The sequence below is a fragment of the Zongyangia hominis genome, from assembly GCF_014385095.1.
Classification (GTDB): domain Bacteria; phylum Bacillota; class Clostridia; order Oscillospirales; family Ruminococcaceae; genus Zongyangia; species Zongyangia hominis.
Window position 1 is genome coordinate 608,061 of record NZ_JACRTC010000001.1, and the last position, 11,644, is coordinate 619,704.

At 55.3% G+C, this 11,644-nt stretch carries 15 protein-coding genes; 7 read left to right on the top strand and 8 right to left on the bottom strand.

Translation table 11 applies throughout. The features are described from left to right. Positions 1 to 77 precede the first annotated feature (77 nt). Positions 78 to 356: a DUF1294 domain-containing protein gene (locus H8709_RS02660; protein ID WP_262396820.1), complete on the top strand. Its 279-nt coding sequence runs from the start codon at positions 78 to 80 to the stop codon at positions 354 to 356. A gap of 150 nt (positions 357 to 506) precedes the next feature. Here H8709_RS02660 and H8709_RS02665 read toward each other — a convergent pair whose 3' ends face one another. The 3 genes from H8709_RS02665 to H8709_RS02675 form a co-directional block, all read right to left on the bottom strand. Next, positions 507 to 998: a DUF7018 domain-containing (lipo)protein gene (locus H8709_RS02665; RefSeq protein ID WP_262396821.1), complete on the bottom strand. Its 492-nt coding sequence runs from the start codon at positions 996 to 998 to the stop codon at positions 507 to 509. A gap of 112 nt (positions 999 to 1,110) precedes the next feature. Continuing rightward, a complete protein-coding gene (gene sigE / locus H8709_RS02670) occupies positions 1,111 to 1,839 on the bottom strand; it encodes an RNA polymerase sporulation sigma factor SigE (protein WP_262396822.1) in 729 nt (242 codons plus the stop codon). A gap of 67 nt (positions 1,840 to 1,906) precedes the next feature. Next, positions 1,907 to 2,794: a sigma-E processing peptidase SpoIIGA gene (locus H8709_RS02675; protein WP_262396823.1), complete on the bottom strand. Its 888-nt coding sequence runs from the start codon at positions 2,792 to 2,794 to the stop codon at positions 1,907 to 1,909. Positions 2,795 to 3,115: 321 nt separating this feature from the next. Here H8709_RS02675 and H8709_RS02680 point away from each other — a divergent pair, with 321 nt between their 5' ends. Then, positions 3,116 to 3,334 carry a chorion class high-cysteine HCB protein 13 gene (locus tag H8709_RS02680; protein ID WP_262396824.1) on the top strand — a complete coding sequence of 73 codons (219 nt, stop codon included), beginning with the start codon at positions 3,116 to 3,118 and terminating at the stop codon, positions 3,332 to 3,334. 83 nt (positions 3,335 to 3,417) lie between these two features. On the opposite strand, the gene H8709_RS02685 is transcribed toward H8709_RS02680, so the two are convergent. Then, the gene (locus H8709_RS02685) at positions 3,418 to 3,786 is read right to left on the bottom strand and encodes an alpha-isopropylmalate synthase regulatory domain-containing protein (RefSeq protein ID WP_262396825.1); all 369 of its coding nucleotides are present in this window, start codon (positions 3,784 to 3,786) and stop codon (positions 3,418 to 3,420) included. Positions 3,787 to 3,962: 176 nt separating this feature from the next. Between H8709_RS02685 and H8709_RS02690 the strand changes: the two genes are divergently transcribed. The 4 genes from H8709_RS02690 to H8709_RS02705 are packed head-to-tail and all read left to right on the top strand — an operon-like array spanning position 3,963 to position 6,485. Beyond that, a complete protein-coding gene (locus H8709_RS02690) occupies positions 3,963 to 4,586 on the top strand; it encodes a chromate transporter (RefSeq protein ID WP_262396826.1) in 624 nt (207 codons plus the stop codon). Then, the gene (locus tag H8709_RS02695; RefSeq protein WP_262396827.1) at positions 4,583 to 5,164 is read left to right on the top strand and encodes a chromate transporter; all 582 of its coding nucleotides are present in this window, start codon (positions 4,583 to 4,585) and stop codon (positions 5,162 to 5,164) included. The genes H8709_RS02690 and H8709_RS02695 overlap by 4 nt, the downstream gene beginning before the upstream one ends. 27 nt (positions 5,165 to 5,191) lie before the next feature. Continuing rightward, positions 5,192 to 5,839: an endonuclease III gene (nth, locus tag H8709_RS02700; protein ID WP_262396828.1), complete on the top strand. Its 648-nt coding sequence runs from the start codon at positions 5,192 to 5,194 to the stop codon at positions 5,837 to 5,839. 16 nt (positions 5,840 to 5,855) lie between these two features. Next, the gene (locus H8709_RS02705; protein ID WP_262396829.1) at positions 5,856 to 6,485 is read left to right on the top strand and encodes an energy-coupled thiamine transporter ThiT; all 630 of its coding nucleotides are present in this window, start codon (positions 5,856 to 5,858) and stop codon (positions 6,483 to 6,485) included. 76 nt (positions 6,486 to 6,561) lie between these two features. Here the strand turns inward: H8709_RS02705 and H8709_RS02710 are convergent, their stop codons facing one another. After that, positions 6,562 to 6,951 (bottom strand): thioesterase family protein, encoded by a 390-nt coding sequence (locus H8709_RS02710; protein WP_262396830.1) that lies wholly within the window; start codon positions 6,949 to 6,951, stop codon positions 6,562 to 6,564. A gap of 84 nt (positions 6,952 to 7,035) precedes the next feature. Continuing rightward, positions 7,036 to 9,525, bottom strand: a complete 2,490-nt coding sequence (locus H8709_RS02715) for an ATP-dependent Clp protease ATP-binding subunit (protein ID WP_262396831.1) — start codon at positions 9,523 to 9,525, stop codon at positions 7,036 to 7,038. Positions 9,526 to 9,812: 287 nt separating this feature from the next. Between H8709_RS02715 and H8709_RS02720 the strand changes: the two genes are divergently transcribed. Continuing rightward, positions 9,813 to 9,965, top strand: a complete 153-nt coding sequence (locus H8709_RS02720) for a hypothetical protein (protein ID WP_262396832.1) — start codon at positions 9,813 to 9,815, stop codon at positions 9,963 to 9,965. 206 nt (positions 9,966 to 10,171) lie between these two features. On the opposite strand, the gene H8709_RS02725 is transcribed toward H8709_RS02720, so the two are convergent. Both H8709_RS02725 and H8709_RS02730 read right to left on the bottom strand, forming a co-directional pair. Beyond that, positions 10,172 to 10,444, bottom strand: coding sequence for a TIGR03905 family TSCPD domain-containing protein (locus H8709_RS02725; RefSeq protein ID WP_316248739.1), 273 nt, complete (start codon positions 10,442 to 10,444; stop codon positions 10,172 to 10,174). Positions 10,445 to 10,466: 22 nt separating this feature from the next. Beyond that, positions 10,467 to 11,639: an NAD(P)-dependent malic enzyme gene (locus tag H8709_RS02730; protein ID WP_262396833.1), complete on the bottom strand. Its 1,173-nt coding sequence runs from the start codon at positions 11,637 to 11,639 to the stop codon at positions 10,467 to 10,469. Positions 11,640 to 11,644: the final 5 nt, after the last annotated feature.

The window sequence follows — 11,644 nt, forward strand, 5'->3', positions numbered from 1 at the left end:
TAAATGAAAGTTTTGCCGTTTCCTGCTGGCGTAGACACCTCTTCTATGCTATAATCGGCCCCAAGGAGGTTTGTCTCATGCTCTATTTCTGGACCGCGGTGGGCGTTATGAATCTCATCGCCTTTTTCGTCTGCGGGTGGGACAAGCGGGCCGCCCGGAAACACCGGCGCCGCACCCCCGAAAAAACTCTTTTTCTCCTGGCGGCGCTGGGCGGAAGCGTCGGTCTTTATGTCGGAATGCTTCTCTTCCGCCACAAAACCCGGCACTGGTATTTTATGGCGGGCGTACCGCTGATCATTCTCGCGCAAGCGGCGTTGCTCGTACTCTTTCACCGCTTCGTCTTTCCCCTGTTTTAGCATCATCACGCGCCGGCTCAATTATAAAGCCAGGGGGACGGCCGTCCCCCTGGCTTTTTTACGGGTTCAATGGTTCCCGTGTTCTCCTAGCGCCGGCCCTCCCGGCGCAAAAACAGCCGCTAATAAGCGGCTGTTTTTTTATCCTATGGATTATTTGCTGTCGATCTCGTCGCCCTTTTCCCCTGCCTCTTGCAGTTTGAGCGCCGCGTCCATCAGCAGCTGGGTGCCCTCCTGGAGCTTGGCGGTGTCGCCGGTGCCCTCGCTGCCAAAGAAGCCTTTAATCTCCTCCCGGATGATGCCCAGTCCTTTGAGCGCCATATCGGTAGATTCATTGAGAAGCGTCTGTACCGGCTCATATTTTTTCGGGGCGGTCAGCTTGCCGTATTTTTCAAAGCTCGTCTCCATCTCGTCGATCATACCCTCGATGGTGGACAGAGAGTTTTCATCCTCCGGGTCCAGCGTTGGGAGCGTGTTGCTGAAGTTGGTGAAGACCTTTTGCACCTCGGTAGAGATATCGGCTACCTGCTGCTTATACTCTGCTTCCTTCTTTTTCTCTCCGCCGCTGCATGCCGCCAAAGCAAAGGTCAAAACCAGTGCCATTATCAGCGCAATGGCAGATTTCACAATGTTGTTTCTCTTCATAATATCCTCCTTTATTGTCGCGTTGAAGCGCTAACTGGGTTATTATAGCATGCTTTTCTTTTTCTGAAAAGATATACAACGCAACTATGAACGGAGGAAATCATTCTACTTTCTAAATGGCCCGCTCTAAATCCCTTTTGAGGCGCTTGATGATCTTTTTTTCCAGTCTGGAAATGTAGGATTGGGAAATGCCGATCATATCGGCCACCTCCTTTTGGGTATGCTCCACCCCGCCGATGAGCCCAAAGCGCAGCTGCATAATGGTACGCTCCCGGTCCCCCAGGCGCCCCACGGCCTCCAAGAGGAGGTTGCGTTCCACATCCTGCTCGATGCCCACATTGACGCTGTCTCCCTCGGTGCCCAGCACATCGGAAAGGAGCAGTTCATTGCCGTCCCAGTCGATGTTGAGCGGCTCGTCGATGGAAACCTCGTTTTTGCTGGACTGACTCTTGCGTAAGAACATGAGGATCTCGTTTTCAATGCACCGGGAGGCGTAGGTGGCCAGCTTAATATTGCGCTTGGGGCAGAAGGTGTTGACGGCTTTTATCAGTCCAATGGTCCCGATGGAGATGAGGTCCTCCACCCCGATGCCGGTGGATTCAAATTTCCGGGCAATGTAGACCACCAGCCGCAGGTTGTGAACAATCAGGGTCTGCTTGGCCTCCTCCTCATCATTTTCCAGCTGGACGAAGGCCTTTGCTTCCTCCTCCCTCGTCAGCGGCGGAGGCAGCGTTTCCGGGCCGTTGATATAAAAGACGTGGTTACCCAACCGCAGTTTCAGCATGTATTTTTTGAGCTTCTCCACCAGCAGTCCCAGTGGATGCGTGCGTTTCGTTTGCATGTATTTTCTCCCCTTTATGATCAATTCTTCGGTTCCCCTCATTCTTAATAACGCGATAACGCGGTTGTTACGTGGCGATGTCCCTGCAAAGGAGGACGTCGTAGCTGCCATTGCCCACATTACCGTCGGCAATGCCGATGAGAATGTCCTCCACCTCTTTTTCCCCGCTTCCTTCGGCGATCACGAACCGGTCAGGCCGGAAGGCTACCAGCAGCCCACTTCCCCCCACTGTCTGGAAGGGGATGATGCGGGCGCCGCACCTATTCTTGACAAGCACCGAAGCGGCGCTGTCCTTGCGCTTTTCATGGACGCTTTGGTAGTACTCCAGCACATCCTCGGGAATGATCTCTAAAATCTTCCCCAACGGGCAGACGGCCACCGGCGTGCCCAGGAAGGGATCCCGTAGGGTATTGCCCGTGTCCAGATAGCCCCGCAACCGCACGCTGTTCCCGTCTTTTTCCACCCGTATTTCATAAACTTTATGGGAAAGAGGGTGTATTTTAAAGACCCGCTGGAACAGGGTGAGGACCACATAGGCCGCTAAACTTAAAAGGACCAGGGTCAAAGCGGAGATGTCGAAATATACGACGCCGTTGGCGATATACATCGATTGAGGCGCCAAAAACATCCACAGGGCGAACATGACCCCGGCAAAACCCATGCTCACCGCGAAAAAGCAGAAAACGGTCTTCCCATAGAGCCGCAGCGTCTTCCAGGGGAAGGCGGCTAAGGCGATCAGAAGCGCCATCCCAATCCGGAGGACCATTTCCCAGAAAAAGCCGATGGGTGGCAATAGGATGATCAGAGAGCTCAACGACCCCAGCGCCGCCGCCAGAAAGAGCCTCGCCCTTCTCCCTCCCCGCCCGGCCATCTTGGCAGTTACCAGAAGGAGCAGGTAATTGATGAGCAGATTGGTACACACCAATACGTCCAGATAGACAGTTTCTGTCTCCATCGCACCACTTCCTTCACCGGATTTGGGAAAAGAGTTCAAAAAAGCATCGGCAGTTTCTGGAATTCTTTTCCATAATCACTATTATAGTGTTGGGACAACTTGAGGGCATGTCATATCCGGGCAGAAGTTCTTGTCATTTCCTTTGTATTTTTCATCTTTTCCGCCTGTCCATCCCGCTGTGGAAAAGCGGGGTCCAGGCACAATCCACAGCCGCGGCATCCCCTCCCCCAAAAGGAAGTCACCAAAAAAAGACATGCATCATAGGATACATTAGCCGTTGTGAACGGCTGTCCTATCACACACACTAGAAATGAGGATACGATGATGTGTTGCAATAATTGTAACGGCTGCGATTGCGGCTGTGAAAACTTTAACGGCTCCGCTTCCTGGGCCAATAACTGCGGCTGTGGCTGCGCAAATTCCAACGCCGGCTGCTGGGCCAACAACTGTGGCTGCGACGGCTGTGGCTGCGGCAATGCCAGCGCCAATTCCCGCTTTGAGGACGGTTGTGGTTGGAACAGCGATTGCGGTTGCTGCTAGCTTGCTCCCCACAGCTTGATTTGAATATAAAAAGGGACGCATCCCATGGGATGCGTCCCTTTTCCTCGTTGATTGCGGCGCTCTTATCCACATTGGTTGAGCGCGTCCAGATAGGCTTTAATCACCGCCTCGATGGCGTCGATACCATCGCTTTTCCCCTCATAATGGCGGCCGCCTCGCCGTACTTTGACCTGGGCATGGCAGGAAATGGCTCCATTTTCCTGAGCGTGGACGTCGATACGGTAGGAATCCATGTGAACGTCCAACTTGACAATCTTGTCAATGGCCCGCAAAATTGCCTCAACCGCATTTTCATCCCGGCCCACATATTCCTTTTCCACCCCATCGACGAACAGCCGCACCACCGCTGTGGCCGCAACGATGTTCCCGTCGTTGACTATAAAACTGTGCAGCCGGTATCTGGGGGAAGACTGTGTTAATTTGTGATCCATACCGTTCTCCTTTCCCCATCCCTGGTAGGCGGATTCGTTTTTCTTTGTTGTATCAAAGTGTAGCCCAAATGACTGAGACTGTCAATTTTCTCGCTGATAAATTTATGATAACTTAACAATTGCACGGCCTTCCAACTTTCTTATGTTGACAGAAGACTACCGGAGCGATAGACTTATTGAGTAACGACAAAATGCGGGGGGATTGGATGCAAGCGCACTCCAAACGGCACAAAATTCTGCTGCTTTTTCTCACCTTCCTCAAAATCGGCGCTTTTACCTTTGGCGGCGGTTACGCCATGATCGCGCTGATGCAGCGGGAGGTGGTGGAAAAGCGCCACTGGATTACCGACGAAGACATCATGGACATCATCACCATCGCGGAATCGACACCCGGCGTCATCGCCGTCAATTCCGCCACCTTTATCGGCTATAAGACCGCCGGATTCTGGGGCGCTTTCTTTGCCACGCTGGGGGTGACGCTTCCGTCTTTTGTGGTCATCTCGGTAATCTCGTTATTTTTTGTCCAGTTTAAAAGCCTGAAAATTGTGGCTTATGCTTTCGAGGGTATCCGGGCGGGCATCGCGGTACTCATTGTCAGCGCCGTCATCAAGCTCTCCAAATACTGCCCCAAGGACCTTTTCAGCTTCCTGCTGGCCGCCCTCGCCTTTTTTGCTTCGGCCTTCTTTGACGTCAGTTCCATCTACCTGCTCCTCACCGGCATGATGTGCGGCATTGTTTACCAGGTCATCAAGGTACGGCGCACCTCCACCGTCTCTGGAAAGGACGGTGATGGGAAATGATTCTGCTGACCCTCTTTTTGACCTTCTTTAAGATCGGACTCTTCACCCTCGGCGGCGGCTACGCCATGATTCCCCTCATCCAGGCGGACGTGGTGGGGAACGGCTGGATGAGCCTAGAGCAGTTCATCGATTTTATCGCCGTGGCGGAGTCCACCCCCGGCCCCTTCGCCGTCAACACCGCCACCTTTGTCGGCTTCCGGATGGGCGGACCCCTGGGCGCGGCGGCGGCCACACTGGGCGTCGTCCTTCCCTCGTTTCTCATTATTTTGTTCATTGCCAAGTGGTTTATGAGTTTTCAGGACAACTTTTATGTGCGCTCGGCCATGACGGGACTTCGTCCGGTGATTCTGGGGCTCATTTCTTCCGCCGCCTTCACCATCGCCGTGGCCAACTTTCTCCCCGATCTGTCCAGCTTTTACGCCGCGCTTTCCAGCGTCAATGTCCGGGGTCTTGTGATCTTCGGCATCATCCTGTTTCTCAACTGTAAGTGGAAACTGCATCCCATCTGGCTCATTGTTATTTCCGGCGTTCTGGGCGTCCTGTTCTTCGGCGTGCCGGAAATGATGGGGATGATCTGATAGCTAAAATAAAGGAGGGACTACCCTATGACCAAAAAACAGCGGGCGCTCGCCGTTATTGACCGCCTCAAGAAAAAATATCCTGACGCCATCTGTTCCCTGACCTACCGCAAAGACTATGAGCTGCTTATCGCCACCCGGCTTTCCGCCCAGTGCACCGACGCCCGGGTCAACGTGGTGACCAAGGACCTGTTCAACGTCTTTCCCACCGTGGAATCCTTTGCGAGTGCAGAGCTCACCCAGGTGGAGGACATCGTCAAGCCCTGCGGTCTTTACAAAACCAAAGCCAAATCCATTGTAGAGATGTGCAAAATCCTAGTGGAAAAATATGACGGCAAAGTTCCCGGCAGCATGGAGGAGCTCCTCTCGCTGCCCGGCGTGGGACGGAAAACCGCCAACCTCATCATGGGGGACGTCTTCCACGCGCCCGCCATCGTCTGCGACACCCACTGCATCCGCATCACCAATCTTTTAGGCCTCACCGACACCAAGGACCCCGCCAAGTGCGAGGAACAGCTGCGGAAAATCCTTCCGCCCGAGGAATCCAGCGACCTCTGCCACCGGTTTGTCCTATTTGGACGGGAAACCTGCGTGGCCCGGCGGCCCGACTGCCTGAACTGCGTGCTGAAAGACGTGTGTCAGCACGGCGCTTCCCTTCCCACCGACAATCAGTAAGAAAGGAAACTGCAACATGGGACAATTCCGCACCCGCCGGATGGTGGAAAGCGCGCTGTTTATCGCTATGACCGCCGTCCTTTACATCATCAAGATTTTCCAGCTGCCCTACGGCGGCGCCGTGACGCTGGTGAGTATGCTGCCTCTGCTCATCCTCTCCTACCGATACGGCGTCAAATGGGGGATGTTCTCGGGCTTTGTCTGCGGCATCCTGCTCATGCTCGTGGACGCCGCCGGCGGCATTTTTAAAGGAGCTTCCCTGGGCGCCACGCTGGGGACCGTGGCTCTGGACTACCTGGCGGCTTTCGCCGTGCTGGGACTATCGGGACTCTTCCGTGGCAAGACCAAGCGCCCCGCCACCGATCTGGTGCTGGGCGCCGTGGCGGCGGGACTTATCCGCTATGTGGTCCACGTCATCTCCGGCTTTATCTTCTTTGGCTCCTACGCCGAGTGGTTTTTTTCCCAGGACGGCTTTACCCTGGGCTCCCAGATTCTTGGGCGCTATACCGGGGCACTCCTATCGGCCATCTATTCCGCCGTCTATAACGCCACCTTCATGGCGCCGGAAATCATCCTTACGGCCATCGCCGCCGGTATCCTCGGCGCGGCCCTCAAAGACCGCTTGACAGCCGATGTGAGAAAATAAACCAAAATAAAAAGGAGGCCGCTCCATGGGAGCGGCCTCCTTTTTATTTGATGCGCCATGTTCCGCGCGGCAGCCTTTAACCCAGCTTCGCGTACGCCTTCTGGCGGAATTTCTCCTTTTTGACGATAAATCGCTTGTGTGTCCCCTCCCCGATGAGGCCCGCTTCGTCATAGGCCTTGACGATGAAGGTGATCTCCCGGCCGTCGACCTCCGCGATCTCCGCCTCGGCACGGACCTTCATCCCCACAGGGGTGGCCGCCAGATGGGTCACGTTGACCAGGGTGCCCACCGAGGACATACCGTCCTCCAAAAACTGCTGGCAGCAGGTGGCGGACGCCTCTTCAATGAGGGCGACCATCATGGGGGTGGCGAAGACGTCGATCTCCCCGCTACCCACCGCACACGCTGTGTTGCGCTCTGTTACCGTGGTTTCCTTTATGAGCTTCGCTCCAATTTCTATTTCCATGTCCGTATCCTCTTTTCCGTCAGATTTGCCCCATCCCGACCGCCGCAGGAGGCGTCATTTTTCTGAATTTCGAGATGGCCAAAATTATGATAAACGCTTTCCCGCCATTTGTAAAGAGGCCGACTCCTCTTTTTCATCCGGGGAAAAGAAGAACTTCCCGTCGCACCAGTCGCAGAGAATCTGGTTTCCTTCCACAAACTCATTTTGCAGTAGCTTCTCGGCCAGCGGGTCCTCAATCTCGCTTTGGATGAGCCGCCGTAGAGGCCGGGCTCCGTAAGTGGCGTCATAACCTTTCTCGGCTAGCTTTTCTATTGCCTGAGGGGTAAACCGCAGCCCGATACCGATGCCCGTGAGACGCCCGGAGAGCCTTTGTAAGAGCAGCACGGCAATCCGTTGGACATCCTCTTCGCGCAGGCGGGAAAAGACGATGATCTCGTCGATGCGGTTGACAAACTCCGGCTTAAAGAGGCGCTTAAGTTCTTTGAGCATGTCGTTCTTCATGGATTTATCGTCGGCCTTTCCGGTGACAAATCCCAAATTGCCGCCGTTTGCCAAGGACTGTGCGCCCAGGTTGGAGGTCATAATGATGACGGTGTTTTTAAAATTGACCTTTCTGCCCTGGGAATCGGTCAGCACCCCGTCCTCCAAAATCTGCAACAACAGATTAAAGACGTCGGGGTGGGCCTTTTCGATCTCGTCGAAGAGAACCACGCAGTAGGGCTTGCGGCGCACCTTCTCTGTGAGCTGTCCCCCCTCGTCATAACCCACATAACCGGGAGGGGAGCCGATGAGCTTGGACACGGCGTGCTTTTCCATATATTCCGACATATCCAGGCGAATCATGGCGTTTTCGTCGGAAAACAAACACTCGGCCAGCGCCTTGGAAAGCTCGGTCTTGCCCACGCCCGTGGGGCCTAAGAACAGGAAGGAGCCCACCGGCCGCCCCGGGTCGGAGATGCCCACCCGTCCCCGTCGGATGGCCTTGGAGACGGCGGACACCGCCTCCTCCTGGCCCACGACCCGGCGATGGAGCGCTTCCTCCAGATGGAGCAGGCGCTCGCTCTGCTTGGTGGTGATACGGCTGACGTCGATGCCGGTGTCCGCCGAGACGATTTGCGCCACATCCTCCGCCGTCACCTGTCCCTTGTCATCGGGAGCCGCGGGCTCCTGCTTCGTCTGCTCCATTTTCTCTTTGAGCTGCTGCTCCTCGTCCCGCACCTTGGCCGCCAACTCAAAGTCCTGGTCGTTGATTGCCTTTTCCTTACGCTCGCTGAGCTTCTTTAGGGATTTTTCCATCTCTCCCACTCCCTCGGCGCCGGTAAAGCCCCGCAGCTTTACCCGGGACGCCGCCTCATCCATGAGATCGATGGCTTTGTCCGGAAGAAAACGGTCGCTCAGGTACCGGTCGGAGAGTCTGGCCGCCGCCTCGATGGCGTCGTCTAAGATTTTGAGTCCGTAGTGCTCCTCATATTTGACCCGGATGCCCTTGAGAATGTCCACCGTCTCCTCAATGGAGGGCTCCTCGATCATGACGCTCTGAAAGCGGCGCTCCAACGCGCTGTCCTTTTCGATAAAGCGCCGGTATTCCTCGGTGGTGGTAGCGCCCACTACCTGGATTTCCCCCCGGGCCAGCTGGGGCTTTAAGATGTTGGCGGCGTCCACCGCGCCCTCCGCGGCTCCCGCGCCTACAATGGTGTGAACCTCGTCGATAAAAATGACGATATTGCGCGCCGCCACCACTTCTTCCAGCACCTTCTTGATGCGTTCCTCAAATTCGCCCCGATACTTGGTCCCCGCCACCATGGCGCTCAAATCCATGGCCAGCACCCGCTTTTCCCGCAGGGTGTCCGGCACCGCGCCGGAAACGATCTTTTGCGCCAGCCCCTCCACCACCGCCGTCTTGCCGACGCCGGGTTCGCCGATGAGACAGGGATTATTCTTAGTACGGCGGGAGAGGATTTGGATGACCCGTTCGATCTCCTTTTCCCGTCCCACCACCGGGTCCAACTGATTTTCCCTCGCCTTTTGGGTCATATCCTTACAGAACTTATCCAGATTGGGGGTCTTACACTCCCCCGGCCGGGCGGACTGCCCATAGCTTCGGGGCAGGGCCGACTTGCCCGAGGGTGTTCCTTCGATGCCCATGACCTCGTAAAGCTGGGCGCAGATCATCTCGCAGCTGATATTTTCCTCTTTTAAAAAGCGTACCGCATAGCTGTCCGACTCCTTAAGAATGGCCATCAAAATGTGTTCGGTCCCCACCATGGCGTGGCCCATCAGTTTCGCTTCAATGAGGGACAGCTCCAAAATCCGCTTGCACCGGGGGGTAAAATCCCCCGGCGACAGCACCGATTTGATACCTCGGCCCACGGTGAGTATCAGCTTTTTTCGGATTTCCTCCGCCGTCACTCCCTTTTGGGTCAATATTTGATAAGCCACCCCGCTGCCCTCGCTGAGGAGCCCCACCAGCAGATGCTCGCTGCCGATATAGGTGTGCCCGAGGTTTTCCGCCTCACCCATGGCGGCATTGATGGCGTTATTGGCTTTTTGTGTAAAGCCATTGAATTTGAACATGTTTTTCCTCCGCTTCTATCTGCATGTGATTGGGTGCCTTCGTGTTTCCCTGCTCCCTTCTATTCTATGTAAATATCTTGTGCTGTTTAAAATTTAAATATGCTCTTTCGTAGGAGGAAATCAAGGCGGTCTTTCTTAACCGCTAACATCATGGGCTTTACTCTCCTCTAAAATGGAAGAGGACAGTTGTCCATTATTTTTAAAAATAAATAGAAAGCAAAAGAGTGTAACACCTTTTTGCCCAATCACATAGGATAACATGAAAACTTTTTAAGGAGGAAACTCATATGTGTAACTGTAATTGTGGTTTTGGTGGCGGCTGTTCTTGGATCATTATACTTATTCTCCTGCTGTGCTGCTGTGGTGGCAATGGCAACGGCTATGCTACTTACAACAACGGCGGCTGCGGCTGTAACAATGGCTGCGGATGCTGCGACTAATCAAAACCTCGTTTCCTCAAGCGGCAAAAAAAGAGAGCGCCTATGGCGCTCTCTTTTTTTGTAAGGAAAACTAAACATCCATTCCCCCCAGCCAACCAATATAAGGCTAATGCCTATGTAAGACGCAGGAGGGACAAACGCGCGACGCGATCTTTTTTCTTACTATCCAATAGCTACCGCATACCGGCCTTTTGGACGGCATAACGCTAGACAGCTGCGCTCTCTCTTTGCTCTTCCAGCATCTGGGTCAGGGCCTTGGCCAGCTGATCGGGGCAGGAAGTCTGTTTAAAGCCGCATTTGATACCGGAGAGGGTGTCGATCACTTCCTGGGCGGGACGGCCCTCCACCAATCGGGCGATGCCCTGGGCGTTGCCGTGGCATCCACCGGCAAAACGGCAGGACCGAATGATCTGATGCTCATCAATTTCCAGTTGGATTTCCCGGGAACAAACGCCCCGGGGCTTAAAGCTCATCTGCATGTAAAACCTCTCTCCTTTTGCGTTAGATTCTCGCCATGCCGGTCTTCACCGCGCAGTCGGCCACCGCTTTGGCCACCATCTGGGCCACCCGGGGGTCTAAAGGATTGGGCAATATATGTTCCGCGTCCAGCTCTTCGTCAGATACGATGGAAGCGATGGCATAGGCCGCCGCCCCTTTCATTTCCTCGGTGATGTCCCGAGCACGCACCTGAAGAGCGCCCCTAAAGATACCGGGGAAGGCTAAGACATTGTTGATCTGGTTGGGGAAGTCGGAGCGGCCGGTGCCCACCACCTTGGCCCCGGCGGCCTTGGCTTCGTCGGGCATGATTTCCGGGGTGGGGTTTGCCATGGCGAAGATGATGGGCTGCTCCTTCATCCCGGCGATCATTTCCGGGGTGAGCAGTCCGGGGCGGGACACGCCGATGAAGACATCGGCCCCTTTGAGCGCGTCGGCCAAAGAGCCCGTCACTTTCTCACGGTTGGTGATCTTGGCCATCTCTTTTTGCGCCTCGTTGAGCCAGTCGGCGCCCTCACAGACGGCCCCGCCGATATCGCACAGGATGATCTCGCCAAAGCGCATGCTCAACAGGTGCTTGGCGATGGCGATGCCCGCGGCCCCGGCGCCGTTAATCACAATTTTAATTTCCCCCGCTTTTTTCCCCGTCACCTTGAGGGCGTTGAGGAGCGCGGCGGAAGCCACGATGGCGGTGCCGTGCTGGTCGTCGTGGAAGACCGGGATGTCGCAGCGGGCTTTGAGCTTTCTTTCGATCTCAAAGCAGCGGGGCGCGGCGATGTCCTCCAGATTGATGCCGCCGAAGCTCTTGGAGATGAGGGCCACCGTGTCCACAAAGGTGTCCACGTCCTTGGAGTCGACGCACAGCGGGAAGGCGTCCACATCGGCAAAGGACTTAAAGAGGGCGCATTTGCCCTCCATCACCGGCATGGCGGCCTCGGGACCGATGTCGCCGAGCCCCAGCACCGCGGTACCGTCGGTGATGACCGCCACCAGGTTACCCCGGCGGGTCAGCTCATAGGACTTCTTCGGGTCCTTCTCAATGGCGAGGCAGGGTTCCGCCACACCGGGGGTGTAGGCCAGGGAAAGGTCCTCTTTATTTTCTAACGGCGCGCGGGAGATCACTTCGATCTTTCCTTGCCACTCATAGTGTTTTTCTAGCGCTTTTTCTCTGATGTCCATATATT